This is a genomic window from Rhodococcus sp. NPDC059968, assembly GCF_042738615.1.
In the GTDB taxonomy this organism is placed as follows: domain Bacteria; phylum Actinomycetota; class Actinomycetes; order Mycobacteriales; family Mycobacteriaceae; genus Rhodococcus_F.
Genome location: NZ_JBHWUE010000015.1, coordinates 1 through 26038 on the forward strand (window position 1 = coordinate 1; position 26038 = coordinate 26038).

The 26038-nt window shown below is 68.1% G+C and carries 26 protein-coding genes, 2 tRNA genes and 1 pseudogene; 13 read left to right on the forward strand and 16 right to left on the reverse strand.

What is annotated here, in order from left to right; translation table 11 throughout:
• From ACFWAY_RS15170 to ACFWAY_RS15195, 6 genes and pseudogenes are all read left to right on the forward strand, one after another.
• A pseudogene (locus ACFWAY_RS15170) lies at nt 1-735 on the forward strand (pyruvate dehydrogenase (acetyl-transferring), homodimeric type); the annotation flags it as partial.
• A gap of 75 nt (nt 736-810) precedes the next feature.
• On the forward strand, nt 811-2082 hold the full coding sequence (locus ACFWAY_RS15175) for a CdaR family transcriptional regulator (protein ID WP_005261202.1): 1272 nt from the start codon (nt 811-813) through the stop codon (nt 2080-2082).
• A gap of 127 nt (nt 2083-2209) precedes the next feature.
• The gene (locus ACFWAY_RS15180) at nt 2210-3127 is read left to right on the forward strand and encodes an ACP S-malonyltransferase (RefSeq protein ID WP_378511117.1); all 918 of its coding nucleotides are present in this window, start codon (nt 2210-2212) and stop codon (nt 3125-3127) included.
• A 106-nt stretch (nt 3128-3233) separates the two neighbouring features.
• Nucleotides 3234-3545, forward strand: coding sequence for a meromycolate extension acyl carrier protein AcpM (gene acpM / locus ACFWAY_RS15185; protein ID WP_378456119.1), 312 nt, complete (start codon nt 3234-3236; stop codon nt 3543-3545).
• 8 nt (nt 3546-3553) lie between these two features.
• Complete coding sequence (locus tag ACFWAY_RS15190) at nt 3554-4804, forward strand: KasA/KasB family beta-ketoacyl-ACP synthase (RefSeq protein ID WP_005571522.1); 1251 nt, start codon at nt 3554-3556, stop codon at nt 4802-4804.
• Nucleotides 4805-4898: 94 nt separating this feature from the next.
• Nucleotides 4899-6332, forward strand: a complete 1434-nt coding sequence (locus tag ACFWAY_RS15195) for an acyl-CoA carboxylase subunit beta (RefSeq protein ID WP_378511118.1) — start codon at nt 4899-4901, stop codon at nt 6330-6332.
• 72 nt (nt 6333-6404) lie between these two features.
• Here the strand turns inward: ACFWAY_RS15195 and ACFWAY_RS15200 are convergent, their stop codons facing one another.
• The 4 genes from ACFWAY_RS15200 to ACFWAY_RS15215 form a co-directional block, all read right to left on the reverse strand.
• Nucleotides 6405-6914, reverse strand: a complete 510-nt coding sequence (locus ACFWAY_RS15200; protein WP_378456121.1) for a DUF3145 domain-containing protein — start codon at nt 6912-6914, stop codon at nt 6405-6407.
• A gap of 128 nt (nt 6915-7042) precedes the next feature.
• On the reverse strand, nt 7043-7858 hold the full coding sequence (locus tag ACFWAY_RS15205; RefSeq protein ID WP_378456122.1) for a serine hydrolase domain-containing protein: 816 nt from the start codon (nt 7856-7858) through the stop codon (nt 7043-7045).
• A 45-nt stretch (nt 7859-7903) separates the two neighbouring features.
• Complete coding sequence (locus tag ACFWAY_RS15210) at nt 7904-9031, reverse strand: NDMA-dependent alcohol dehydrogenase (protein ID WP_005247847.1); 1128 nt, start codon at nt 9029-9031, stop codon at nt 7904-7906.
• A 110-nt stretch (nt 9032-9141) separates the two neighbouring features.
• On the reverse strand, nt 9142-9660 hold the full coding sequence (locus ACFWAY_RS15215) for a DinB family protein (protein WP_378456123.1): 519 nt from the start codon (nt 9658-9660) through the stop codon (nt 9142-9144).
• 237 nt (nt 9661-9897) lie between these two features.
• Here ACFWAY_RS15215 and ACFWAY_RS15220 point away from each other — a divergent pair, with 237 nt between their 5' ends.
• Nucleotides 9898-10560, forward strand: coding sequence for an MBL fold metallo-hydrolase (locus tag ACFWAY_RS15220; RefSeq protein ID WP_378511169.1), 663 nt, complete (start codon nt 9898-9900; stop codon nt 10558-10560).
• Nucleotides 10561-10576: 16 nt separating this feature from the next.
• Here ACFWAY_RS15220 and ACFWAY_RS15225 read toward each other — a convergent pair whose 3' ends face one another.
• Complete coding sequence (locus ACFWAY_RS15225) at nt 10577-11059, reverse strand: adenosine-specific kinase (RefSeq protein WP_378456125.1); 483 nt, start codon at nt 11057-11059, stop codon at nt 10577-10579.
• 96 nt (nt 11060-11155) lie between these two features.
• A tRNA-Ile gene (locus tag ACFWAY_RS15230) sits at nt 11156-11229 on the reverse strand.
• 216 nt (nt 11230-11445) lie between these two features.
• Here ACFWAY_RS15230 and ACFWAY_RS15235 point away from each other — a divergent pair.
• On the forward strand, nt 11446-11676 hold the full coding sequence (locus tag ACFWAY_RS15235) for a DUF6480 family protein (RefSeq protein ID WP_082324995.1): 231 nt from the start codon (nt 11446-11448) through the stop codon (nt 11674-11676).
• On the opposite strand, the gene ACFWAY_RS15240 is transcribed toward ACFWAY_RS15235, so the two are convergent.
• The gene (locus ACFWAY_RS15240) at nt 11617-12786 is read right to left on the reverse strand and encodes an AI-2E family transporter (RefSeq protein WP_378511119.1); all 1170 of its coding nucleotides are present in this window, start codon (nt 12784-12786) and stop codon (nt 11617-11619) included. The genes ACFWAY_RS15235 and ACFWAY_RS15240 overlap by 60 nt on opposite strands.
• A gap of 125 nt (nt 12787-12911) precedes the next feature.
• A tRNA-Asn gene (locus ACFWAY_RS15245) sits at nt 12912-12984 on the reverse strand.
• Between the two features lie 138 nt (nt 12985-13122).
• Between ACFWAY_RS15245 and ACFWAY_RS15250 the strand changes: the two genes are divergently transcribed.
• Nucleotides 13123-13371 (forward strand): hypothetical protein, encoded by a 249-nt coding sequence (locus tag ACFWAY_RS15250; RefSeq protein WP_005570860.1) that lies wholly within the window; start codon nt 13123-13125, stop codon nt 13369-13371.
• Nucleotides 13372-13386: 15 nt separating this feature from the next.
• Here ACFWAY_RS15250 and dnaG read toward each other — a convergent pair whose 3' ends face one another.
• The 4 genes from dnaG to ACFWAY_RS15270 form a co-directional block, all read right to left on the reverse strand.
• Nucleotides 13387-15321, reverse strand: a complete 1935-nt coding sequence (gene dnaG, locus ACFWAY_RS15255; protein ID WP_378511120.1) for a DNA primase — start codon at nt 15319-15321, stop codon at nt 13387-13389.
• Between the two features lie 48 nt (nt 15322-15369).
• Entirely contained in the window at nt 15370-16575 is a 1206-nt protein-coding gene (locus ACFWAY_RS15260; RefSeq protein ID WP_378511121.1) for a lipase family protein, read from the reverse strand.
• An 86-nt stretch (nt 16576-16661) separates the two neighbouring features.
• On the reverse strand, nt 16662-17960 hold the full coding sequence (locus tag ACFWAY_RS15265; protein ID WP_378511122.1) for a deoxyguanosinetriphosphate triphosphohydrolase: 1299 nt from the start codon (nt 17958-17960) through the stop codon (nt 16662-16664).
• Nucleotides 17961-17966: 6 nt separating this feature from the next.
• Complete coding sequence (locus ACFWAY_RS15270; RefSeq protein WP_378511123.1) at nt 17967-18659, reverse strand: YdcF family protein; 693 nt, start codon at nt 18657-18659, stop codon at nt 17967-17969.
• Nucleotides 18660-18728: 69 nt separating this feature from the next.
• Here ACFWAY_RS15270 and ACFWAY_RS15275 point away from each other — a divergent pair, with 69 nt between their 5' ends.
• Nucleotides 18729-20786, forward strand: a complete 2058-nt coding sequence (locus ACFWAY_RS15275) for a TPM domain-containing protein (protein ID WP_378511124.1) — start codon at nt 18729-18731, stop codon at nt 20784-20786.
• Nucleotides 20787-20947: 161 nt separating this feature from the next.
• A complete protein-coding gene (locus ACFWAY_RS15280) occupies nt 20948-21616 on the forward strand; it encodes a hypothetical protein (protein ID WP_378511125.1) in 669 nt (222 codons plus the stop codon).
• Nucleotides 21617-21623: 7 nt separating this feature from the next.
• Here the strand turns inward: ACFWAY_RS15280 and ACFWAY_RS15285 are convergent, their stop codons facing one another.
• Nucleotides 21624-23015: a glycine--tRNA ligase gene (locus ACFWAY_RS15285; protein WP_005247885.1), complete on the reverse strand. Its 1392-nt coding sequence runs from the start codon at nt 23013-23015 to the stop codon at nt 21624-21626.
• Nucleotides 23016-23237: 222 nt separating this feature from the next.
• Between ACFWAY_RS15285 and ACFWAY_RS15290 the strand changes: the two genes are divergently transcribed.
• Both ACFWAY_RS15290 and ACFWAY_RS15295 read left to right on the forward strand, forming a co-directional pair.
• On the forward strand, nt 23238-23582 hold the full coding sequence (locus tag ACFWAY_RS15290; protein ID WP_016879990.1) for a helix-turn-helix transcriptional regulator: 345 nt from the start codon (nt 23238-23240) through the stop codon (nt 23580-23582).
• Nucleotides 23583-23587: 5 nt separating this feature from the next.
• A complete protein-coding gene (locus ACFWAY_RS15295) occupies nt 23588-24013 on the forward strand; it encodes a Fur family transcriptional regulator (RefSeq protein ID WP_073364421.1) in 426 nt (141 codons plus the stop codon).
• A 3-nt stretch (nt 24014-24016) separates the two neighbouring features.
• On the opposite strand, the gene ACFWAY_RS15300 is transcribed toward ACFWAY_RS15295, so the two are convergent.
• The 3 genes from ACFWAY_RS15300 to recO are packed head-to-tail and all read right to left on the reverse strand — an operon-like array spanning nt 24017 to nt 26005.
• Entirely contained in the window at nt 24017-24418 is a 402-nt protein-coding gene (locus ACFWAY_RS15300) for a hypothetical protein (protein ID WP_073364420.1), read from the reverse strand.
• Nucleotides 24415-25224 (reverse strand): isoprenyl transferase, encoded by an 810-nt coding sequence (locus tag ACFWAY_RS15305; protein ID WP_378456133.1) that lies wholly within the window; start codon nt 25222-25224, stop codon nt 24415-24417. The genes ACFWAY_RS15300 and ACFWAY_RS15305 overlap by 4 nt, the downstream gene beginning before the upstream one ends.
• Complete coding sequence (recO, locus tag ACFWAY_RS15310) at nt 25190-26005, reverse strand: DNA repair protein RecO (RefSeq protein ID WP_378456134.1); 816 nt, start codon at nt 26003-26005, stop codon at nt 25190-25192. The genes ACFWAY_RS15305 and recO overlap by 35 nt, the downstream gene beginning before the upstream one ends.
• Nucleotides 26006-26038: the final 33 nt, after the last annotated feature.

Consider the following 26038-nt stretch of genomic DNA (forward strand, 5'->3'; position numbering starts at 1 on the left):
TACGACCCGGCGTTCTCCTACGAGATCGCGCACATCGTCAAGGACGGGCTGCGCCGGATGTACGGCGGCACCGACGGCGTGGACGGGTTCGGCGGCGAGGACATCTTCTACTACATCACCCTCTACAACGAGCCCTACTCCCAACCCGCCGAACCCGCCGACCTCAACGTCGAGGGCCTGCTCAAGGGCATGTACCTGTTCAAGAAGTCGCAGGCATCGGGCCCGAAGGCGCAGATCCTGGTCTCCGGTGTCACCATGCCCGAGGGGCTGCGGGCGCAGCAGCTGCTCGCCGACGAGTGGGGGGTGGCCGCCGACCTGTGGTCGGTCACCTCCTGGGGTGAGCTGCGCCGCGACGGCATCGAATCGGAGCGGCAGGCCCTGCGCGACCCCGGCACCGACGCCCCGCTGCCCTATGTCACGCAGGCGTTGTCCGACGCCGCCGGCCCGTTCGTGGCGGCCTCGGACTGGATGCGCGCGGTGGCCGATCAGATCCGGCAGTGGGTCCCCGGCTCGTACACCACCCTGGGCACCGACGGGTTCGGCTTCTCCGACACCCGCCCCGCCGCCCGCCGGTACTTCAACGTCGACGCCGAATCCATCGTCGTCGCCGTCCTGTCCGCCCTCGCCGGCGAAGGCACCCTCGACCGCTCCAAGGCCGTCGAGGCCGCCAACCGGTACCGCATCGACGACGTCCGCGCCGCGGCCGTCTCGTACACGGATACCGGTAGCGCGTAACGCGGAGATCCTCACCCACCGCCGCCCGTGTGTCCGTCGGACAACACGGGCGGCGGTGGGCGTAGGTTCTTGACTATGGTCGAGCAGAGTCCGTTGGTCTCCCGCAGACGACAAACCCGGGATCCGTTGCCCGACGCACTGTTGCGTCGCGTCAAACAGTTTTCCGGTCGCCTCTCGACCGAGGCCGTCACGACGATGCAGGATCAGCTGCCGTTCTTCGACGACCTCGACGCCGCTCAACGCTCCAACGTGCAGTTGCTGGTTCAGACGGCGGTCGTCAACTTCCTCGAGTGGCTCAAGAACCCGGACAGTGACATCCGGTTCAGCCTGGACGCGTTCCAGGTGATTCCGCAGGATCTCGCGCGCAGGCTCACCCTCAGCCAGACGGTGGACATGGTCCGCGTGGCGATGGAGTTCTTCGAGCAGTGGCTCCCGGCGCTCGCCCGCAACGACCAGCAGCTGATCGCCCTCACCGAGGCCGTCCTCCGTTACGGTCGCGAACTGGGTTTCGCGGCCGCCTCGGTGTACGCGAGTGCCGCGGAGTCCCGCGGTGCGTGGGACACCCGGCTCGAGGCACTGGTTGTCGACGCCGTGGTCCGTGGTGACACGGGTTCCGACATGTTGTCGCGGGCGGCGACCCTCAATTGGGACGCCACCGCTCCCGCCACCGTCATCGTCGGCACTCCCCCCGAGGACGAACGGGTCTCCGTCGTCGGCACGGTCCACACCATCGCGCAGAAGCACGGGCGCGCCGCCCTCGCCGTGGTACAGGGTTCCCGGCTCGTGATGGTCGTCAGCGGCGAGCTCCAGGAGGGGTCGGGGCACTCGAGTTTCATGACCGACCTGCTCGGCAAGTTCTCGGACGAGCCGGTGATCATCGGACCGACCACGCCGACGCTGGGCGCGGCTCACTTCAGTGCCGTCGAGGCGCTCGCCGCGATGCAGGCGGTCGCCGGCTGGCGGGGCGCCCCTCGGCCCGTCCACGCCGCCGAGTTGCTACCCGAGCGCGCACTGCTCGGGGACAACGCCGCAGTCACCGCTCTGAACGACCATCTGGTCGCGCCGCTGGCGGCCGCCGGAGGTGTTCTCACCGACACTTTGGACGCATATCTCGACTGTGGAGGTGCGGTTGAGACTTGTGCCCGGCAGCTGTTTGTTCATCCAAATACTGTGCGGTATCGACTCAAGAGAATCGCCGAAGTCACCGGTCGCGATCCGACGAATCCGCGGGATGCGTATGTACTCAGAGTGGCCGCCACGGTGGGTCGATTGACACATTCCCATAACGAACCCATATCACGTTTAACACCAGTCACACCCTTCCCATTCGGAGAAGCAGGGCTGTAACGAACGTCTGTCCAGATTCGATGCGAGGACCCCACGTGCAATTTTGTGGGAACCCAACAAATCCGCCGACAAAGGTTCATCCGCAACGACATCTCGCAGCACCCGGTTGACGGTGTTCTCTTGAAGAGTGATTTCGTTGCTCGCCCCGGGTCAGGGCTCTCAGACTCCCGGCATGCTCATCCCTTGGTTGGAGCTGCCGGGTTCTCATGACCGTGTCGCACTGTGGTCGAAGGCTGCCGGCCTCGACCTCGTCCGCCTCGGTACCACCGCGACAGCGGAGGAGATCACCGATACGTCGGTGACGCAGCCTCTCGTCGTGGTCGCCGCACTCCTCGCCTTCGAGGAACTCGACGCGCGTGGCCTGGTTCCCGCAGACACCGTCGCGGCCGGGCACTCGGTCGGTGAACTCGCCGCAGCCGCTGTCGCCGGAGTCCTCTCCGCCGACGACGCCGTCGCCCTCGCCGCCGTCCGCGGCGCGGAGATGGCCAAGGCCTGCGCACTCGAGCCGACCGGCATGTCCGCGATCCTCGGGGGCGACGAGGCCGAGGTGCTCGCCCGCCTCGACGAACTGGGCCTCGAACCGGCCAACCGCAACGCGGCGGGCCAGATCGTCGCGGCAGGTCTGCTGTCGGCGCTCGAGGAACTCGCGGCCAACCCGCCGGAGAAGGCGCGGGTTCGCGCTCTTCCCGTCGCAGGCGCGTTCCACACTCGGTTCATGGCTCCCGCGCAGGAGGCCGTCACCGAGGCTGCGTCCAAGATCACACCGGGTGAACCCACCCGCACTCTGCTCTCCAACGCCGACGGCGCACCGGTCGCATCCGGAGCCGACGCACTGACTAAACTAGCCGCGCAGGTAACCCGACCTGTGCGTTGGGACCTGTGTACCGCAAGCCTGCGGACCGCTCAGGTCTCCGCGATCGCGGAACTTCCACCAGCCGGAACCCTCGTCGGTATCGCCAAGCGTGAAATGCGCGGCACGCCGACTCTGGCTCTCAAGACCCCGGGGGATATCTCCGCGCTAGCCGAACTGACAGAACTCGGCTAGTTTGCTGCGCGCACCTCGGTGCGTGCAGGGCCCGCAGGCGCGGCCGATGGGGACGTGCCTGCACAACTCCAGATACATCTACACCGAATCAGAAGGGAGCCACTCAGTGGCCGCCACCCAGGAAGACATCATCGCCGGACTCGCGGAGATCATCGAGGAGGTCACCGGTATTGAGCCGTCCGAGGTGACCATCGAAAAGTCTTTCGTCGACGACCTCGACATCGACTCCCTCTCCATGGTTGAGATCGCCGTCCAGACCGAGGACAAGTATGGCGTGAAGATCCCCGACGAGGATCTCGCCGGACTGCGCACCGTCGGTGACGCCGTGTCCTACATCCAGAAGCTCGAAGCAGAAGGTGGCGCCGACGCGGACGCTGTGAAGGCGAAGCTCGAAGCTGCCAAGAACGACGAGGAGTGAGCTCAGCCGTGACTTCCGCCTCGACCAACGGGAAGCAGTTCCCCAACATCGTCGTCACGAGCCTCGCGGCCACGACGTCGATCGCTGGTGACGTGGATGCCACGTGGAAGGGCCTGTTGGCCGGCGAGAGCGGCATCGATACCATCCGGGAAGCCTTCGTCACGGAGAACGACCTTCCGGTGACGATCGGCGGCAAGCTCAAGGTGTCGCCCGACGAGTCGCTGTCCCGGGTCGAGATCCGCCGGATGAGCTTCGTCGAGCGGCTGGCGCTCGTCCTGGGCCGTCAGGTCTGGGAGAACGCCGGCAGCCCGGAGGTCGACAAGGATCGCCTCGGCGTCGTGATCGGCACCGGACTGGGCGGCGGCGAAGCTCTGATCGACGCCGTCGAGAAGATGAAGGCCGGTGGGTACCGCAAGGTGTCGCCGTTCGCCGTCCAGATGGTGATGCCCAACGGCCCGTCGGCCACCGTCGGACTCGAGCTCGGGGCCCGCGCCGGAGTGATCACTCCCGTGTCGGCGTGCTCTTCGGGTTCGGAGGCCATCGCCCATGCGTACCGCATGCTGGTGATGGGCGACGCGGACATCATCGTCGCCGGTGGTGTGGAGGGTTACCTCGACGCCGTGCCGATCGCGAGCTTCGCGATGATGCGCGCGCTGAGCACCCGCAACGACGATCCGAAGGCGGCTTCGCGGCCGTTCGACAAGGATCGTGACGGCTTCGTGTTCGGTGAGGCCGGAGCGATGATGGTCCTCGAAACCGAGGAGCACGCCAAGGCTCGTGGTGCCACCATCCACGCCCGTCTGCTGGGCGCGGGAATCACCTCCGACGGGTTCCACATCGTCGCTCCCGATCCTTCGGGTTCGGGCGCTGCGCGGGCCATGACGAGGGCGATCGAGACTGCTGGATTGACGAAGTCGGACATCCAGCACATCAACGCGCACGCCACGGCCACGCCGATCGGTGACACGGCAGAGGCGAACGCCATCAAGGCTGCCGTCGGCAACCATGCTGCGGTGTACGCACCGAAGTCCGCGTTGGGGCACTCGATCGGCGCCGTCGGTGCGCTCGAGGCGGTGCTCACGGTCCTGAGTCTGCGTGACGGAGTAATTCCGCCCACGCTGAATCTCGAGAATCAGGATCCAGAGATCGACCTGGATGTCGTCAAGGGCGAAGCCCGTTACGGCGAGATCGATTTCGCGATCAACAACTCGTTTGGTTTCGGTGGGCACAACGTCGCGCTCGCCTTCGGCCGGGCCTGACAGCCGGTCCTGCTAGATCGCGGGTGGAGACCCCTTCTCTGAAGGGGTCTCCACCCATCGACAGCCCACCCGGGCCCGCCACAAGGAGGACGCGATGACAATCTTGGCACCCGCGACGAAGTCCGATGCGTCGATCGATCCGCGCGATCCCCTTGCGCGCCTGGAGAAGCTGTTCGACGCCGGGACGGTCGTCCCACTCCATCCGCGTGACAAGTCCGGTGTTCTGGCCGCGTCCGGCAACATCGACGGTGTCCGCACCATCGCCTACTGCTCCGATGCCACCGTCATGGGCGGTGCCATGGGTGTCGAAGGCTGCAAGCACATCGTGACGGCGATCGACACCGCCCTCGAGGAAGACGCCCCGATCGTGGGTCTCTGGCACTCGGGTGGCGCGCGTCTCGCCGAGGGTGTCGAGGCCCTGCACGCCGTCGGACTGGTCTTCGAGGCCATGGTCCGCGCGTCCGGCCGCGTCCCACAGATTTCCGTCGTCCTCGGCTTCGCAGCCGGCGGTGCGGCGTACGGTCCCGCGCTGACCGACATCGTCATCATGGCGCCGGAGGCCCGCGTCTTCGTCACCGGACCGGACGTGGTCCGCAGTGTCACCGGTGAGCAGGTCGACATGGTGTCCCTCGGTGGTCCCGACACGCACACGAAGAAGTCGGGTGTCGCGCACATCGCCGCCCACGACGAGGGCGACGCCCTGCACCGGGCACGCCGCCTGGTGTCGATGTTCTGCGAGCAGGGCGAGTTCGATCAGGCCGCGGCCGCGCACGGCGACACCGATCTCCGCGCGCTCATGCCCGAGTCGGCGAAGCGCGCCTACGACGTCCGCCCGATCGTTCACGAACTTCTCGACAACGTCGAGGGTGAGTCGAGTTTCGAGGAACTGCAGGGCAATTACGCCCGCAGCATCGTGACCGGTCTCGGACGCCTCGGTGGCCGCACCGTCGGTGTCATCGCCAACAATCCGCTCCGCCTGGGTGGCTGCCTGAATTCGGAGAGCGCCGAGAAGTCGGCTCGTTTCGTCCGGCTGTGCAACGCATTCGGCATCCCGCTCGTCGTGGTCGTGGACGTTCCCGGATACCTCCCCGGCGTGAGCATGGAATGGGAAGGCGTCGTGCGCCGCGGCGCCAAGCTGCTGCACGCATTCGCCGAAGCCACCGTTCCCCGCGTGACTGTCGTGACCCGCAAGATCTACGGCGGCGCCTACATCGCCATGAACTCCCGCGCGCTCGGCGCCACCGCCGTCTACGCGTGGCCCGATGCCGAGGTCGCCGTCATGGGCGCCAAGGCCGCCGTCGGCATCCTGCACAAGCGCGCCCTGGCGGCAGCGCCGGAAGAAGAGCGCGAGGCCCTGCACGAGCGTCTGGCTGTCGAGCACGAGAGCATCGCCGGTGGCGTCGACCGCGCCGTCGCGATCGGTGTGGTGGACGAGGAGATCGACCCTGCCAAGACGCGCAGTGTCATCACCGCCGCCCTGGCCGCCGCTCCACCCGGCCGCGGTGACCACAAGAACATCCCGCTGTGATCTGAGCTCTGTTCGAGAGAAGGCCCCCGCCGTTGTTGTGGCGGGGGCCTTTTCGCGTCCGTGAGCGGGGTGTCAGCCGACGTCGCGGCGTAGCCAGGTGACCTCGGCGCCTTCTCCGCCGCTGCGGAACGGCTCGAGAGCCTCGTCCCAGGCGGTTCCGAGCGCGTAGTCCAGTTCGGCGGCGATGTCGCCCCCCGCTTGCATCAGTGCCCGCAGGCGCATCTCCCCCACGACGACATCGCCGTTCGCGCTGGTGGACCCGTGCCACAGGCCCATGCCGGGCACGTGGCTGTACCGTTCGCCGTCCACGCCCTCACTGGCGTCCTCGGTGACCTCGAACCGCAGCATCGGCCAGGCGCGGAGCGCGTTGACCAGCCGTGAGGCGGTGCCGACGGGCCCCACCCAGCTGGTGGTCGCGCGCAGAACGCCGTTGGAGGCCGGCTGCGAGGTCCATTTCAGGTTGGCTCGGCAGTCGAGGGTCGCGGTCAACGCCCACTCGATATGGGGGCACAACGCGGCGGGCGACGAGTGTATGTAGACAACACCATCCGTCGCGTCCGCGAACTGATTCAATGCGCGCACTCGAGCCTCCTGCTTCGACGAGGGACGTCTTCCCCAACGGCCTCAGTCGGTGTGTGCAGCACGCTCGGTTGACCAGTGTGCCTTGTGATGCCTGTGTTGCGCCAGTGATTCGAGCAATCGGTGTGTCATCACCTTCTGCGTTCCGAGAGGATACCGTCGCTCAGCTCAGTCCACAGGGGCTTGGCCCAGTCGCCGAAATCCCGGTCCGTCAACGCGACGCACGCCAGTCCGGCGGCCGGATCGACCCACAGGAAAGTGCCGGACTGACCGAAGTGGCCGAACGTCTGCGGCGAGTTGCTCGCGCCCGTCCAGTGCGGGCTCTTGCCCGAACGGATCTCGAATCCCAGACCCCAGTCGTTGGGCCGCTGTGAGCCGTATCCGGGCAGAATTCCGTCCAGCCCGGGAAACTGCACGGATGTGGCGTCCGCGAACGTCTGAGGCGAAATGAGGGCCGGGCGGAACAGTTCTGCTGCGAACCGGCCGAGATCGCCCGCCGACGCCTGCGCTCCGTGCCCGGCAGGCCCGACGAGCGCGGACGTGCCCATCGACAGCGGGGCGAAGACGGATTCCGCGACGTAGTCGGCGAAATCGATCGAGGTCTCGGCGGTGAGGAAGTCGGCGAGCACCTCGTAGCCGGCGCTCGAGTAGATCCGCTTGCGCTCCGGTGCCGTCTGCACACGGTTCGCGTCGAACGCGAGACCCGACGCGTGCGCCAGCAGATGACGCACGGTCGAGCCCTCCGGGCCTGCGGGCTGGTCGAGTTCGACGGCCCCCTCCTCGGTGGCCACCAGGACTGCGTACGCGCAGAGCAGTTTGGTCACCGAGGCCAGGGGGAAGACGCGCTGCTGGTCGCCGCACTCGCCGATCACCCCTTCGTCGCGCGACAGGACCACCGCCGCAGCGTTGTCCACGGGCCATCGGGCAATCTGATCGAGACTCTGCACCCGGTCAGCCTACGAGAGCGGCCCGCGGTCAGCCGCGGCGAGCCGTCACCAATCGGCTTCGGTGTACCGGATGACGCCGCGAATGTTCTTGCCGTCGAGCATGTCCTGATACCCGTCGTTGACACCTTCGAGGGTGTAGGTGCGGGTGATCATGTCGTCGAGGTTCAGCTGCCCCGACTTGTACATGGCCAGCAGGTTCGGGATCTCGACCCGGGCGTTTCCGCCGCCGAAGATGGTGCCCTTCAGGTCCTTCTGCAGCATCGAGAAGAGGAACAGGTTCAGCTTCACGTCCATGTCGGTCATCGCGCCCATGGCCGTGACGACGCACGTGCCGAACTTGCTGGTGAGCAACAGGGCTTCCTCGACGTATTCGCCGTGCATCTCCCCGACCGTGATGATCGTCTTCTGCGCCATCAATCCGTTGGTGAGCGCGATGATCGGCTCGATTGCGGCCGCGGCACTCTCGAACGCGTGGGTGGCCCCGAACTTCAGCGCCTGTTCCCGTTTCCACGGCACCGGGTCGATGGCGAAGATCTGACGCGCTCCGGACGCCACCGCGCCCTGCAGTGCGCTCATGCCGACGCCGCCGACACCCATGATGACGACGGATTCGCCCGGCTTCACCTCAGCCATCCGCGTCGCCGAACCCCACCCGGTGGGAACGCCGCAGCCGACGAGGGCGGCGACGTCGAAGGGAATGTCCTTGTCGATCTTCACGACCGACGTCTCGTGCACGACCATGTAGGGCGAGAACGTCCCGAGGAGACACATCGGGATGACGTTCTCGCCGCGCGCGTGGATGCGGAAGGTGCCGTCACTGATCGCCAACCCGCTCAGGAGCCCCATTCCGAGGTCACAGAGATTCTGATGTCCCGCCGAGCACGCCGGACAGCGTCCACACGCAGGCACGAACGAGAGCACCACGTGGTCGCCGACTTCGAGGTCCTTCACCTCCGGGCCCAACTTGGTGATGACGCCGGACCCTTCGTGGCCGCCCATCACCGGGAAGGACGCCATCGGCATCGAACCGGTGACGATGTGATGGTCGGAGTGGCACATTCCGGCGGCTTCCATGCGAATCTGCACCTCGCCCGCAACCGGATCGCCGATCTCGATCTCCTCGACCGACCACGGCTCGTTCAGGCCCCACAGGATCGCACCCTTGGTCTTCATGTGACTCCCAACCCTTCATTCATGTCTGCGCATCTGCTGATGTGACGATAGACACAAACGGGCCGAATTGGAACACGTTCTACCGAATCGGGTCCGGGAATCCGAAACTGTTACCCCGACACGTCGTGGAGGTGGTGGATCGGATCGTGGACGAAGTATTTGGCCAGCGACTCCACCGTGAACGACGCGCCGTCGCTCCGCCGTCCGGTCCGCACCCGCAATTCCGGCGCGACGGCCTCGAAGTCGTCCGCCACCGCCGCGCCTGCCGCACGCAGTTCGGCGTCGACGACGGCCGGATCCTGCTCGTTGTAGCGCTCGGCGACCGCGGTCTCGTCCTGATCCCAGTTCGGGAACAGTGGATCCGTCTCGTCGAGCACGATCCGGAGCCGGACGTCGAAGATCCGGAACACGTCGCGAACGTGTGCGGCGTACTCGAGTGCCGACCACGTCTGTTCGTCCGGCCGGACCGTCACGTCGGGGCGAGTGAGGACCGGCGACCAGGCCTCCACGTTCGCCCGGACCAGGGCCGGAATGTCCTCGTACCGGGTTGCCGCCGAGTCGAACCCGCAGTCGGGGCATGCCCGGTCGAGGACCCAGGTCCAGTTCTTCGTGTCGGGAGTGATCGCCATGGCGGTCATCGTAGAACGGCCACACGATCCCGCCGTCAGAGTGCCGCCCACCGGTACGGTCGCGAGCATGCACGCCACCTTCCTCGGTGTTTCCACGATCCTGTTGTCCGACGGCGAGACGTCGCTGATGACGGACGGGTTCTTCTCCAGACCTTCGCTGCTGCGATCGGTACTCCGGCCGCTGCGCCCCGACGGTGCCGCCGTCGACCGGGCCTCACGCGAACCCGAACCGACCGCCTGGCCGCCGTCCTCGTCGCGCACTCGCACTACGACCACGCGATGGACTCGCCGACGGTGGCGGAGCGCACCGGCGCGGAACTCGCCGGTTCGCCGTCGACGCGTCACATCGCCGAGAGTTACGGGTTCGCGATGGACCGGTTCCGGACGATCCAGGTGCGGACTCCCCTGAGGTACGGCGCATTCGAGGTGACGGCGCTGCCCGCCGAGCACAGCCCCCGAGCGAAGTTCCCGGGCACGATCGAACATGCGGTGCACCCGCCAGCGTCGATCGGCGAATACGCGCAGGGCGACTGCTTCTCGTTCCATTTCGCGCACCCCGACGGCCGCGTCCTCGTCCACGCCAGCGCGAACTTCGTTCCCGGAGCGCTCGACGGATACGACGCCGATACCGTCTATCTCGGCATCGGCACGCTCGGCAAGCAGTCCGACCGGTTCCGCCGCGACTACTGGGACGCACTCGTGACCCGGACCGGAGCACGTCGCGTGATCCCGATCCACTGGGACAATTTCTGGAAGCCGCTCGACCGGCCGCTGACGCCGCTCCCCCGCTTCGCCGACAACTTCCGGCGGTCCCTGCGGTTCCTCACCGAGAAGGGCCGGGCCGAGGGTGTCGACGTGCGACTCCCGGTTGCCTGGGAACGCATCGATCCGCTGGCCTAGTCCGGGCTCCGCCCACTCATAGCTTGTAACCGATCGTCCGGAGCAACGCCTTACGGTCGGCGACGTCGGCATCGGCCTCGACGCCGGCAGGCGGGCGGCCGTCGATCACGCCGGCGATGCCCCGGCCGAGTTCCGTCTCGGCCACGATGATTTCGAGGGGGTTGGCGGTGGCGCAGAAGATGCCGCACACCTCCGGCACCTGCTTCAGCGTGTTCAGGACGTTCACCGGGTAGCCGTCCTCCACGAACACGAAGAACGAGTGTCCCGCTCCGACCGCGACGGCGTTGCGGGTGGCCAACTCGACGAGACGGTCGTCGTTGCCGGAACAGCGCACGAGGCGAGGCCCCGAGGCTTCGCAGAACGCGATACCGAACCGGAGGTGGGGGCTCACTCCCACCAGCGCCTCGTGCACGTCCTCGACGGTCTTGATGAAGTGGGACTGACCGACGATCACGTTCATGTCGTCGGGCTTGTCGATCGCCACGATCTGCAGCTCCACGATGGCCTCCTCGGATGACCTTTCAGTCTGCCCCGCTGCGGCGCGGAGAACAACGACGGAGCGGGCGTTCGACCACCTGGGATCCGCGGAAAACGGTGGGGCGGGCGGGGCTCGAACCCGCGACCAATGGATTATGAGTCCACGGCTCTAACCGACTGAGCTACCGCCCCATCGCCGCACTATTCGCGATCGCGGCGTGCCGATGTTACCGTGCGCCCGCCGTGGGCGCGTAGCCGGGACGAAGCCCGCCCTGACAGGACTTTTCGTGGTCGGCGGACCGAATCGTGTCCCGACGTGGACACTGCCCCGTCGCCGTGTGTGCGAACGCGTCTTCCGGGGTACGCGTGTGATCCGCACTGCGGAGGATCACGAGACGGGAGCACAGGATGAGCGTCGAACGACCAGGACCGGAACCGGACGATGCACCGGCGCTCGACGACGGAGGGGGCGTTCAGCCGGGTGACACGCCACCGGATGCCGGCCAGACCTCGGGGTTGTCGCATCCGCAGCCGATGCCGGGCCGGACGGTGCCGATCCTCGCGTTCATCGTGGTGGGGCTACTCGTCCTCGCGGTCGCGGCCTTCTTCGTCGCCCGCGTGTTTGCGTTGTTCGACTGAGGTGACCGGCGCCGATGCGTCTGCGACCAGTTCGTATCGTCGCCCGTACGTTTCGACGAGGGCCTGGATCGCGGCGACCACCGGCACCGACACCAGGGCGCCGACCGGGCCGAACAGCGAGGCGCCCACGATCACCGACCCGAACGCGACCGCGGGGTGGATCGAGACCGTCGCGGACGTGATGCGCGGGTGCAGGACGTAGTTCTCGATCTGCTGGTAGACGGTCCCGAACACGATCACCCACACACCGTCCATCGGCTGGGACGCCGCCGCGATGATCGCTGGGAGGGCGATCGCGAGGTAGGTGCCCAGGGTGGGGACGAACTGCGAGACGATGCCGGTCCACAGTGCCAGCGGCAGCCAGTAGGGCACACCGATCACCACGAGGAAGATGCCGGTGGCCACCGAACTCACGGCAGCGAGGATCAGCCGCGACACCACGTATCCGCCGGCCTTCTCGACCGAGATCTCCCAGACCACCGAGATGACCCGCTGTTGCCGCGCCGGAAACCAGCTCGAGATCGTGCGGCGAAGCGCCGGCCCCTGCGCGGACATGTAGAACACGAACAGCAGCAGCGTCAGCATCTGGAACACGACGCCGAGCAGCGAGGACAACACACCCAGAACTCCCGGCGTGAACCGCTCGGCGAGGTCTCGGATGGTCTCGGGCGTGAGGTGGATCAGAGCCTCGCCGGTCGCGAAGTCGGTGTCGAACACACGATTGGACCAGTCGGTGACCGAGGACAACGCGCCCGGCAGGGCCTTGAGGAGCTGGGCGAGTTGCTGGGCGAGCAGTGTCCCGAAGAGTGCCAGGAATCCGATGGCGAAGACGAACAGCGCCAACAGCACGAGTCCGGTGGCGGCGCCGCGCCGCAGCCCCCGGCGCTCGAGCCAGTCGACGACCGGTTCGATGGTGATACTGAACAACCACGCGAGGAACAGCAACCCCAGAAAGCTCCGCAGGTTGACGAACAGCCAACCCGACAACTGGTAGGCGGCGACGGCCAGCAGAACGTAGAGGATCGAGGGCGCCAGCCACCGCGGGGCGTCGCTCGTGCCGAAGCGCCCGATCGACCGTGCCCGCTCGGTTTCGCCGCCGTCCTCGCTCATCGCTCACCCCGCGGTCGATTGCTGCCGATACAGCCGGAATGTACTCGCCCGCGAGTGTGCACCGATCCGAATTGGCCGGGCGCAGCAGAAAACCCCGCCCGGATGAACCGGACGGGGTTTCGATGCTCCCCCGGCTGGACTCGAACCAGCAACCGTCCGATTAACAGTCGGAAGCTCTGCCAATTGAGCTACAGGGGATTATTCTGCTGTGCTTCGCCGTTCCCGGCGATGCGAGAGAAACTGTAGCGCATAGCCCCACCCCAGTACCAAATCGCCTGCCTGTCGACGCATCAGGCAGGATGGGTGCAGGTCGTTGTGCGTCGGGAGGAAGCGGGAATGATGCGGTTGTTGATCGGTATCGCTGCGGGGTACGTGCTGGGTACGCGAGCAGGACGTGCGCGCTACGAACAGATCAGCCGGGCCACCAAGGCCGTGGCCACCAGCCCGGCCACGAAGAAGGTGTTGCAGATGTCGCGGCAGAAGCTGTCCGACTCCCTGAACACTCAGCCGAAGCTCGAGCCCATGAAGCCACTCGACGAGGAAACGACCATCCTGGTTCCCCAGGATCAGCTCAAGAAGAAGTAGCCGGCAGTGGCCGGTTCAGCCGGCCATCCCGTCCCGGTTGGTGTCACCGATCGCCTGATCGAGCAGGCTGCGGCGGTACTGCTCCAGGGCGACGAGGTCGCCGAGCAGCGAGTGGAACTCGTCCGACGCCGTCGCCGGCGAGATGCGCTGCAGCTTGGATTTCAGTTCCGCCACCTGCTCTCCCACCCACACCTCCTGCAGGCGTGCGATCACTCCGGAAATGTATCTCGGCACGGTGTCCTCTTCGGCGGGCAACGGCTCGACGGCGAGTTCCGACACGAGGGACGCCGCGGTGACGTCGTCGACACCGCGGCTGACCGCGTCGACCCACTCGCCGCCGCCGAGGCCCGCGCTGGTGCCGCCGGACGCGATCATCGACTCGCGGATCACGACGTACGTCGGATGCGTGAACGTCTCCACCGGCAGCGAGTCGAACACGGTGCCCGCGATCGACGGGTACTGCAACGCGCCCTTCAGCGCCTCCCGCTGCGCCCACAGCGTCGGATCGTTCGGCCGGGGCCGGGTGAGCCCGACCGGCAACTGTGGGGTGTCCTGGTCCTCGCCCCGGGAGGCCTTCTTCTTCAGCGGCGCAGGCAGCGACCCGCGGGTGGACGCCCGTTTGCGCGCCTCGTCCCGCACCCGCTGCCGGACGGCGGCGATGTCGTCCCAGCCCACCCAGCCCGACAACTGGACGGCGTAGCTGTCACGCAGCGTCGCTTCCTTGATCTGCGCGACCACCGGCACGGTGCGCCGCAGCGCCTCGACCCGGCCCTCGGCGGTCTCGAGGTCGTGCTCGGTGAGGATCGACTTGACCACGAACTCGAACATCGGTGTGCGACGCGCCACCAGGTCGCGGACGGCGGCGTCACCGGACTTCTGCCGCAGCTCGCACGGGTCCATGCCCTCGGGTGCCACGGCGACGAACGTCTGCCCGGCCATCTTCTGGTCGCCCTCGAACGCCTTCATCGCCGCGGCCTGGCCGGCGGCGTCCCCGTCGAACGTGTAGATGATCTCGCCGCGAAAGTAGCTGTCGTCCATCAGCAGTCGCCGCAGCATCGCGAGGTGGTCCTCACCGAACGCGGTGCCGCAGGCGGCGACGGCGGTCTTGACCCCGGCCACGTGCATCGCCATGACGTCGGTGTATCCCTCGACCACCACGGCCTGATGTCCTTTGGCGATGTCACGCTTGGCGAGGTCGAGCCCGAACAGCACCTGAGACTTCTTGTACAGCATGGTTTCCGGCGTGTTGACGTATTTGCCGGGCATGGTGTCGTCGTCGAACAACTTGCGGGCGCCGAACCCGATGACGTCGCCGGACAGGTTCCGGATGGGCCAGAGCAGGCGCCGGTGGAAGCGGTCGATGTGACCACGCCGCCCGGCTTTCGACAGGCCCGCGGCCTCGAGTTCCTTGACGTCGAAGCCCTTGCCCAGCAAGTGCTTCGTGAGGATGTCCCAGCCGTCGGGTGCATACCCGCACCCGAACTGCTGCGCGACCTGCGCGTCGAAGTTCCGTTCCGTCAGGTAGTCGCGGGCCGCCTGCGCGTCGGGTTCCTGCAAGCGCGCCGAGTAGAACTCCTGCGCGGCCGCGTTGGCCGCGACCAACCGGGAGCGGGTGCCGCGGTCGCGTTGCACCGAGGTGCCGCCACCCTCGTACGAAATGGTGTAGTTCAACCGGTCGGCGAGCTGCTCGACGGCCTCGACGAAACTGATGTGGTCGATCTTCTGGAGGAACGAGTAGACGTCGCCGCCCTCGCCGCACCCGAAGCAGTGGTAGTGCCCGTGGTTGGGGCGGACGTGGAACGACGGCGACTTCTCGTCGTGGAACGGGCACAGCCCCTTCATGGAGTCGCCGCCCGCGCGCTTGAGGGAGACGTACTCCCCCACGATGTCCTCGATCCGTGTGCGCTCGCGAATGGCCGCAACGTCACGATCAGGGATTCTGCCAGCCACGAACGACAGTCTAGGCGCTCCGCCGCAGCCCGAACTTCCGCCTCTGGGTCAGCAGTTCGACGGGGCGGGAATCCCGGCGAATCGGTCGCCGAGATAGCCGAATGCGGGACCGGCACCGAGCATGGTGGCGGTGCCGTGGTCGGCGCCCGGGATCACGTCGAACTGCACGCGCGCACCCTGTGAGCAGTACCGGGCGACGGTGTTCTGCACCGGCCCGATGGCGACGAGAGGGTCCGCGCTGCCGTGCCAGACGAACATCGGCGTCCTCGGGACTCCCGGATACAGTTCGACGCTGTTCTCGTCCATCACCGCGCGGCCGGACGGGTCGGCGAGGATCCCGGGACCGTTGGTCAGGTCGGGCAGCGACTTCCCCGCACCGGCGCCGAGGATCGAATCGGTGCACATGTTGCTCATCTGTGTCCGCAGGGCGAGTCCGTCGCCGTTGAGGCCGTCCCCCAGCGGTGAACGCGTCGGGTATTCACGCTCGAGACCGATGGCGGCCGCGAAACCCAGGCCGAACGCCTGCGAGCGCGTGCTACCCAAACGGTCGGCCAGTTCACCGATGTTGACCGGTGTGCCGCCCTCGGCGGCGCCCACGATGTTCAGTTCCGGGGCGTAGGTGGGTGCGAGTGCCGCGGCCCAGTTGGTCGCCATGGCACCGCCCGAGTAGCCGGCCAGCCCGACCGGACTGCCACCGAGACCCGCTTCCGGGAGCCGCTGCGCGGCGCGGACGCCGTCGAGCACGAGCCGGCCGCCGAGTTTCGCGGCCCCGTATGCGCTGGTCGGTCCGAGGTGGTCGGGCACGGCGACGGCCCACCCCCGCGCGAGCAGGGCGTTGAGGGCGGGCCCCTCCTGAATTCCGCCGTTGAACAGCTGATGCGATGGCGCGCACTCGAGCCCGAGCGCGTTGACGAACGGCTGATAGGACACCAGCGGCCGGTTCGCGGGAGTGCCGCGGGGTACCAGCACCGTGGTGACCGCGGCGATGGGCGCTCCGGCGGAGTTGGTCGACCTGTACTTCACCTGCCAGGCGTCGGCGGTGGGGAAACCGGTGGCGGCGACCGGTCGGCTCGCCAGCACGTCACCGTCGGCGCGTGCCCCGACGTCGGCGGGCGCACCGTAGAACGGGTCGGAGTCCGCGAACGGATACGCGGGCGCGGCCTGCGCCGCGGGTGGGGCCAGCAGGGCGGCACCGACCGCCACCGCCAGCGCTGCGGACGTCGAACCGATGACCTTGCGCACTGCAGACTTCATCCGGTCTCCCTGACCATTGGGTGCGAGCTGTCTGTAGACCTATTCGTAGCACCGCGGCGGCCGGATGGGTCCGACTTCCGGCTTTGTCAGCCCCAGCTCGCCTGGGCTCCGAGACTGGACTTGTCGACGCGTTCGAGCCGGCTCTCGGTGTAGGAGGCGATCTGGTCGACAACGACCCGGACCCGTGCGGGGTCGTCGGCCGCGGCGTTCCAGGCGGGAACCAGGATGGGGTCGAGACCGGCGGGTGCGGTCACGAGTAGCCATTCGGCGACGCGGTGGACGCGGTCACGCTGGCGTGCCTGCCGTGCCCGGTGGCCGGCATCCGACATCACGTAGTTCAGTGCGAACGTCTTGAGCAGCGCCACCTCCGCCGCGACCACCGGCGGGACCACCAGGTCGGCGTCGTACCGGGCGACCGGCTTGTCGCCGTGGACGTCGCGGGTCCCGATGATCGCGGCGGTCGCGAACCGGCCGACCAGTTCACTGGTGAGATTCTTCAGGGCGACCGAACTGGTGAGCGTGCCGTCGTAGCTGCCCACCTCGACGACGACGGGCAGAAGGCTCAACCGCGTCGCGGCCTCGACCAGTTCCTCGACGTCGAGTCCCGGGAACTCCGACGCTCCGAACTCGGCGAGCGCCCGCTGATCCACCGGATCGGCCAGCGAACGTAGATCGATGCGCCCGTCGATCACGCCGTCCTCGACGTCGTGCACGGAGTAGGCGACGTCGTCGGCCCAATCCATGACCTGCGCTTCGAGACACTGGTGGCCGTCGGGGGCCCCCTCGCGGATCCACGCGAGCACGTCGGCGTCGTCGTCGTAGGCCCCGAACTTCGCGCCGGGTCGCGGCCGGGTCCACGGATACTTGATCGCCGCGTCCAGCGACGCGCGGGTCAGGTTGAGCCCGGCACTGCTTCCGTCGGGGTACAGCACCTTCGGTTCGAGGCTCGTGAGGATGCGCAGATTCTGGGCGTTGCCCTCGAACCCACCGCAGCTTTCGGCGACCTCGTCGAGGGCCTTCTCCCCGTTGTGGCCGTACGGCGGGTGACCGATGTCGTGCGCGAGGCCGGCGAGGTCCACCAGATCGGGATCGCAGCCGAGACCGTCGGCGATCCCGCGGCCGATCTGCGCCACCTCGATCGAGTGCGTCAACCGCGTGCGCGGGGTGTCGCCGTCCCGGGGGCCGACCACCTGGGTCTTGTCGGCGAGTCTGCGGAGCGCGGCCGAGTGCTGGACGCGGGCGCGGTCGCGGGAGAAGACGGATCGGTGTTGCGCGGCCGCGATCTGGCTGCCCGGGATTCCCGCCCGTTTCGGTGCCTCGCGGACCCGGCGGGCGACGTCGTGCGCGGAGTACACGTCGCCGAGGGGTGTCGTGTGTGCTGTCATCGATGTCTACTGTCCCGCCGTGTAAGGGAAGTCGGCCGAGAAGTGGGTGAGCTGGTACCAGATCAGCGCCCCTGTCTCCCGGGCGATTCCGTGCAGCTGGGATTCGCGGGTGAACACGGCGGGCCCCTGCCGGGTGGGCGCCGTCCAGACGTCGAGACCGGCGTCACGTGCCATCGTCCGGGTCCGCAGCGAATGCCAGGGGTCGCTGACGAGGACCGCCGAATCGATGCCCTGCTCCCCCATCGCCTCACTCACCGCCTCGATGCTGAGCAGGGTGTCGGACCCTTCCTCGACCGCGGTGATGCTGTCGGCGGGGACGCCGCGCGAGATCAGATAGTTCTTGCCGGACGCCGCCTCGGTGTACTCGTCGCCCTCCTGCTTGCCGCCGACCGTGATGACCTCGGGGGCCACCCCCCGCTCGTACAGCTTGTATGCCTGCTCGAGCCGGGCCTCGAACACCGACGACGGGGTTCCCGAATACTGGGCGGCGCCGAGCACGACGATCGCGTCGGCGGCGGACGTGTCGTCGATCCGCGCGACCTGCCACACCCGGACCGCGGTGCCGAGCACCAGCGCTGCGGCGAGGAGGACGACGCCGGCGATGATCCGGCGGGTCCACCGGGCCAGCGTGCCGGCGAACCCCAGGCGCGCAGAACGGCGCGGGAGGTCGTGGCGTTCACGGCTCGGTGCAGAATTCACTCCCTGATTCTGCCAGCTGTCGCCGAACTGTCCCGATGACGACTCGCCACACCCGATAGATTTGCTGCCATGCCACTCGCAGCGCGCCTCGAGCAGACGCCGTCGTCCCGCCCCCGACTTCCCCGTGCTCGGCGGTTCGCCGCCCTCGGCGCCGTCTCCGCACTCCTGACTCTCGTGGCAATCCTGTTCTCTCCCGCGATCGCGTCGGCGGACGCACCGTTCCGTCTTCCCGGCCAGATCACGGACACCGTCGGCGTGCTCGACGCCGACCAGCAGAGCGACGTCCAGGCCGCGATCGACCAGCTCTACGACGAGCACAAGGTGCGGTTGTGGGTGGTGTACGTTCCCGACTTCAACGGGCTCGGCGCCGGTCCATGGGCGGATCAGACGGCGCAGGCCTCCTCGCTCGGCGACCGCGACGCCCTGCTCGCGGTCGCGACCGTCGACCGCGAGTACGCCCTCATCGCACCGGACGGACTGTCGGAGATCACCAGCGACGAGGCCGAGTCGATCCGCGTCGATGCGGTGGAACCCGCCCTGCGCGAGGAGGATTGGGCCGGCGGCGCGATCGCCGCGGCAGGCGGCCTTGGCGACGCGATGAGTCCGGGCGAAGGAATGTCCGTGCGCACACTGCTGATCGGCGGAGGTGTGGTAGTCGTGGGTGCGGGTGGCCTCGTGCTGTATTCGCGGAAGAAGAAGCACGACCGCTCCCGGGCCGGGGTCGAGGCGGCGCGCAGCATCAGCCCCGAGGACACCGCCGCGCTGACGGCGCTCCCGCTGCCGACCCTGGACGAGCGCGCCAAGGAGGTGCTCGTCGAGACCGACGACGCGCTGCGCACGAGCCAGGAGGAACTCGAACTGGCCCGCGGCGAGTTCGGCGAGCAGGCCACGGCGTCGTTCACGGCGGCGTTCGACACGGCGAAGGCGACACTCGCGGCCGCGTTCACCGTCCGTCAGCGACTCGACGACGCGATCCCCGAGACCCCAGGGCAGCAGCGGGAGATGCTCATCGACATCATCACCTCGTGCGGGCGCGCCGACCGCGAACTCAACGAGAGGGTTCAGGAGTTCGACGGGCTCCGGGACCTGCTGATCAACGCCCCCGACCGACTCGACGCGCTCACCCGGGACATGGTCGCGCTGACCGTGCGCATCCCCGATTCCACGCAGACCCTCGCCACCCTGCAGACCGAATTCCCGGCCGCCGCACTCGCTTCCGTCGCCCACAACGTGACGATGGCGGAGGAGCGGCTCGCGTTCGCGGAACGGGCCGTGGCCGACGGCAGGGACGCGATCGCGCTGCCGCCCGGGAAGCAGGGGCCGGCGGTGTCGGCGATCCGCGGAGCCGAGGGCGCCCTCGAACAGGCCCGGACGCTACTCGACGCCGTCGACCACGCCGCGGAGGACATCCGGCACGCCATCGCCACGCTGCCGGCCGCGATCACCGACGTGGAGGCCGGGATCGCGGCCGCGGGCCAGTTCACCGAGCAGGGTGGGGACCGGCTCGCGTCGGCCCGCGCCGCGGCCGAGGCAGCACTGGCGGCGGCCCGGACCGCCGCGGACACCGACCCGCTCGGCAGCTTCACCCAGATCGTCAAGGCCGACGCGGAACTCGACGCCGTCCTCGCCGAGGCGCAGGAATCCCGGCAGCAGGCCGAGCGTGCGCAGCAGCGCCTCGAGCAGGACCTCATGGCCGCGCAGTCGCAGGTCACGGCGGCGTCGGACTTCATCGGCACCCGACGCGGCGCGGTGGGAGCGGACGCCCGGACCCGCCTGACCGAGGCGCAGCGGCACCTGGCGGGCGCGCAGCAACTGCGCGCCACCGACGCCTCCCGCGCGCTTCAGCACGCTCAGGCGGCGGCCGGCCTGGCGGCCGACGCACTGCGCCTGGCGCAGAACGACGTGAGCCGCTGGGAGTCCCGCCGGCGCCCCGGGCCCGGAAGCGGTGGCGGGAATGCCACCGGAGCGATCCTCGGCGGCATTCTGATCGACAGCATCCTGCGCGGCGGTTTCAGCGGCGGCGGCAACTGGGGAAGCCGGGGCTCCGGCGGCGGTCGCAGCAGCGGCCCGCGGTCCTTCGGCGGGCCGAGCAGCTCCGGCCGGATCAGTGGGGGCGGCCGATTCTGACGTCCTCCCCAGTCTTCGTCGCACTCGCCTGCGTCGCGGCCGCTGGCTGCGGCGCCCTGTCGGGCTGCGCGGGCGGGGACCCGCCCGCGGACGACGCGATCCCGCTGTCGGCGGAGGCCTATCGCAGCCGGGAGGACGACGCGGCGGGCGGGCGGATTCACGTGCGGATAGCGAACACCGGCGATGCGCCCGTCGCCGTGACCTCCGTGGCATTGGACAGTCCCGGTTTCGAGGCGGCGCCCGAGACCCGGCGCGAGGTCGAACTCGGCCCCGGCAACCGGATCGATGTCGAGGCCGAGTACGGCCCGGTTCGCTGCGACACTCCCCCGGAGCCGGCGTACGCCCTGATCGGTGTGGCCGGCGCGTCACCGGTGCGGGTGCCGCTCGCCACCCCATACGACGTCCTCGGCCGTATCCACGACGGCGACTGCGCCGCAGAGGATCTGGCGCGGGCCGTACCGGTGACACTGATCCCGGCGGCGGGACCGCCCGAGCCGACCGCACCCCTGCCCGCCCAGCTCGTCGTGAGCCGGGGAACGGCGTCGGGTGACATCCGGCTGGACGAGATCGGCGGCAGCGTCCTGTACGCGCTGCACGGCGCACTGCCCGCCACCATGCGGGCGGACGAGGACCGGCTGAGCGTGGACATCACGATCGACGCGGCGCGCTGCGACCCTCATGCCCTCACGGAAGCGAAGAAGCCCTTCGTCTTTCCGCTGTGGATCGCCGTCGGCTCCTCGGAACCGGAATACTCGCGCATTCCGGTCTCCGAGGAGAGCCGGCGAATCCTGACGAACTATCTGACCGCCACCTGCGACGCGCGCAGGTGACGGCGGATCAGGAACCGATGAGGCGCTGCGCCAGGTAACCCTCGACCTGGTCGAGCGCGACCCGCTCCTGAGCCATGGAGTCGCGCTCACGCACGGTCACGGCGTGGTCTTCGAGCGTGTCGAAGTCCACGGTGATGCAGAACGGGGTGCCGATCTCGTCCTGACGGCGGTAGCGGCGGCCGATCGCGCCGGCGTCGTCGAACTCGACGTTCCAGTGCTGACGGAGCGTCGCGGCGAGATCCTTGGCCTTGGGCGTCAGGTCCGCGTTACGCGACAGCGGCAACACCGCTGCCTTCACCGGAGCAAGACGACGGTCCAGACGCAGAACGGTGCGCTTGTCGACGCCACCCTTCGCGTTCGGCGCCTCGTCCTCGGTGTACGCGTCGACGAGGAACGCCATCAGCGAACGCGTGAGACCGGCTGCCGGTTCGATGACGTACGGCGTGTACCGCTCCCCGGTGGCCTGGTCGTAGTAGTTGAGGTCGGTGCCCGAGTGCTTCGAGTGGGTCGACAGGTCGAAGTCGGTGCGGTTGGCCACACCCTCGAGCTCGCCCCACTCACTGCCCTGGAAGTGGAAGCGGTACTCGATGTCGACGGTGCGCTTGGAGTAATGCGACAGCTTGTCCTGTGCGTGCTCGTACAGGCGCAGGTTGTCCTTGTTGATGCCGAGACCGGTGTACCAGTCCATGCGGTAGTCGATCCAGTACTGGTGCCACTCTTCGTCCTCGCCGGGCTTGACGAAGAATTCCATCTCCATCTGCTCGAACTCGCGGGTGCGGAAGATGAAGTTTCCGGGCGTGATCTCGTTGCGGAAGCTCTTGCCGATCTGGCCGATGCCGAACGGCGGCTTCTTGCGCGACGTGGTGAGCACGTTGGCGAAGTTCACGAAGATGCCCTGCGCCGTCTCCGGGCGAAGGTAGTGCATGCCCTCTTCGCTCTCGACCGGGCCGAGGTACGTCTTGAGCATCATGTTGAAGTCACGGGGCTCGGTCCACTGACCGACCGTGCCGCAGTCGGGGCAGCCCACGACGTCCATCGGGACGTCGTCCGGGTTGTCGAGGCCCTTCTTCTCCGCGTACGCCTCCTGCAGGTGGTCCTGACGGTGACGCTTGTGACAGTTGAGGCACTCGACGAGCGGGTCGTTGAACACGCCGACGTGACCGGACGCCACCCACACCTCGCGGGGCAGGATGACCGAGGAGTCGAGGCCGACGACGTCCTCGCGGCTGGTGACCATGTTGCGCCACCACTGCTTCTTGATGTTCTCCTTGAGCTCGACACCCAAGGGGCCGTAGTCCCAGGCCGACTTCGTGCCTCCGTAGATCTCACCGCACGGGTAGACCAGGCCACGACGCTTGGCGAGATTGACGACGGTTTCGACTTTGGACTTCGGTGCCACTCGGGTGCTCTCCATCTGGGTAATAGATGCATGGTTCACGTGCGCTTTTCGGAGCCCAGCCTATCTGCCCGATCACAGTCGGTTCACCCACCCGGTTGACATGCGTATTCGTGCATATCAAAATGGAATCGATTTGCAATAAGGTGAGGGTGATCCTCACGGGGCCGACGGCCTCGCGGCCACGGTCCCGTCCATTGTCCGGCACACCGAAGGAGATCACTGGTGAGCGTCATCGATCCCGGGGATCTGCATCCGTTCGAGGCGGCGGCGCCCGCTCCCGTGCCGTCGAAGGAGACGCTGGCAGCGGCCGGCGACATCCTGCGCGCCCTCGCGGCCCCCGTCCGGATCGCGATCGTCCTCCAGCTCCGCGAATCGGAACGGTGCGTGCACGAACTCGTCGGCGCACTCGGAGTCACCCAGCCACTGATCAGCCAGCATCTTCGCGTGCTCAAGGCCGCGGGAGTCGTGCGCGGCGAACGCACCGGACGTGAGGTCCTCTACCGCCTGGTGGACGACCACCTCGCCCACATCGTCGTGGACGCCGTCGCGCACGCCGAGGAAGGATAGAAGCCTTGACCCAGAACACCGGCCAGCGCAAACCCGTCGTCGTTGGAGTACGCGCGACCAAGCAGCGCAGCGCCATCTCCGCGCTCCTCGACGACATCGAGGAGTTCCGGTCGGCGCAGGAACTGCACGACGAACTCCGCAAGCGCGGCGAGGGCATCGGGCTGACCACCGTCTACCGCACCCTGCAGACGCTCGCCGACGCCGGAACGGTTGACGTCCTGCGCACCGACACCGGCGAATCCGTGTACCGGCGCTGCTCGTCCGGACATCACCATCACCTCGTCTGCCGTGCCTGCGGTTACACCGTCGAGGTCGAGGGACCGACCGTCGAGCAGTGGTCGCAGTCGATCGCCGACGCCCACAGCTTCTCCGACGTCAGCCACACCATCGAGATCTTCGGTCTCTGCAAGGACTGCACCGCGACGCAGTGAGCGTCAGGGGATCAGTCCCTGCCGGGCGGTGTCCGCGCCGCTCAACGCGAGAAGCAGCATCGTGGTCAGCGCCTCGTCCTGGAGCCCGGCCGCCGGGAATGTGTACCGCAGGATGACGTCCGCGAGCCGGCCGTGACCGAACACCGCGATCGAACCGAACTGCAGTGCGCTGTTCCGCTCCGCGACCTTCTTGTGCAGCGACGCGCTGACCGGGCGATCCCAGGCCAGCACGCACGTCATCGACAGCACATCGAGGCCCTCGGTGAGGGTCATCGCACTGATCGAGCACAGCGCCCCGGCGTACTCGAAACTCAGCGATCCGTCCTCCGCCCGGGCGACGGTGGCGAAGTGCTCGAGCGCGTCCGCCGCCCGTCCGAGCAGCGCGGGCGCCCCGTCGACGGTCATTTCACCCCACCGAACCGACGGTCACGCGACGCGTACTCGACACACGCCGCCCACAGGTCCCGGCGGTCGAAATCAGGAAACAGCTTCTCCTGGTACACCATCTCGGCGTAGGCCGACTGCCAGATCAGGAAGTTGGACGTACGCTGCTCGCCGGACGGCCGGAGGAACAGGTCGACGTCCGGCATGTCCGGCTCGTCGAGGTACCGGGCCACGGTCGCCTCGGTGATCTTCTCCGGGTCCAGTAGCCCCGCCGCGACCCGCCTGCCGATCTCCTTCGCCGCGTCGGCGATCTCCGCGCGCCCGCCGTAGTTGACGCACATGGTCAGGTTCATGACCGTGTTGTGCTTCGTCAGCTCCTCGGCGATCTCGAGTTCCTTGATGACGCTGCGCCACAGCTTGGGACGGCGACCCGCCCACCGCACGCGCACCCCCATCTCGTGCATCTCGTCGCGGCGACGCCGGATCACGTCGCGGTTGAATCCCATCAGGAAGCGGACCTCCTCGGGGCTGCGTTTCCAGTTCTCGGTGGAGAACGCGTAGGCCGACAACCATTCGACGCCCATCTCGATGCACCCGCAGACGGCGTCCATCAGCACGGCCTCGCCGCGTTCGTGGCCCGCGGTCCGGGGAAGTCCCCGCTCCTGCGCCCAGCGGCCGTTGCCGTCCATCACCAGCGCGATGTGCCGGGGAACGAGTTCGGTTTGCAGGCCGGGCGGGCGGGCGCCCGAGGGGTGCGGGTCCGGCGGCCGGATCTGGCGCTCGGCCCCGGAATTATGCGGGGCTCGAGGTTCGCGTCGTCGAATCACGGTCCCCATCCTGCCTGACCGAATCCTCCACCCGTACCGCCGCATGCGGTCGTGCTCGTTCGATCAGCGGGAGAGTGCGGAGTTGCCGTTCGAGGTGCCACTGCAGATGCGCCGCGACGAGACCGCTGGCCTGCCCCCGCAACGACTCGGGCACTTCCTCCGTGCTCGCCCAGTCGCCGCGAAACAGCGCATCCATCAGGTCGAGGACCCCCGGTGACGGCGTGGCGGCGCCCGGCGGCCGGCAATGGACGCACACCGCTCCCCCGGCCGCCACGTGGAATGCCCGGTGCGGCCCGGGTGCGCTGCATCGCGCACAGTCGTCGAGGGCGGGAGCCCACCCCGCAAAACCCATGGCCCGCAACAGGAAGGCGTCGAGGATCAGCTCGCACGGGCGGTGGTGCTCGGCGACGGCCCGCAGCGCCCCGACCGTCAGGCGATGCAGTTGCGGCGCCGGGGCCCGTTCCTCACCGGCGAGCCGCTCGGCGGTTTCGAGGATCGCGCACGCCGTCGTGTACCGGGAGTAGTCGTCGACGATGTCGGTCGCGAACGCATCGACGGTCTGGACCTGGGTGACGATGTCGAGGTTGCGGCCCGGGTAGAGCTGCACGTCGATGTGCGCGAACGGCTCGAGCCGGGCACCGAACTTGGACTTCGTGCGTCGCACCCCCTTGGCGACCGCGCGCACCAGACCGTGCTGCCGGGTGAGGAGTGTGACGATACGGTCGGCCTCGCCCAGCTTGTGCTGGCGCAGGACCACCGCAGTGTCTCGATACAACCTCACCGGTCCAGTCTCCCACGTCGAGGCGACCACATT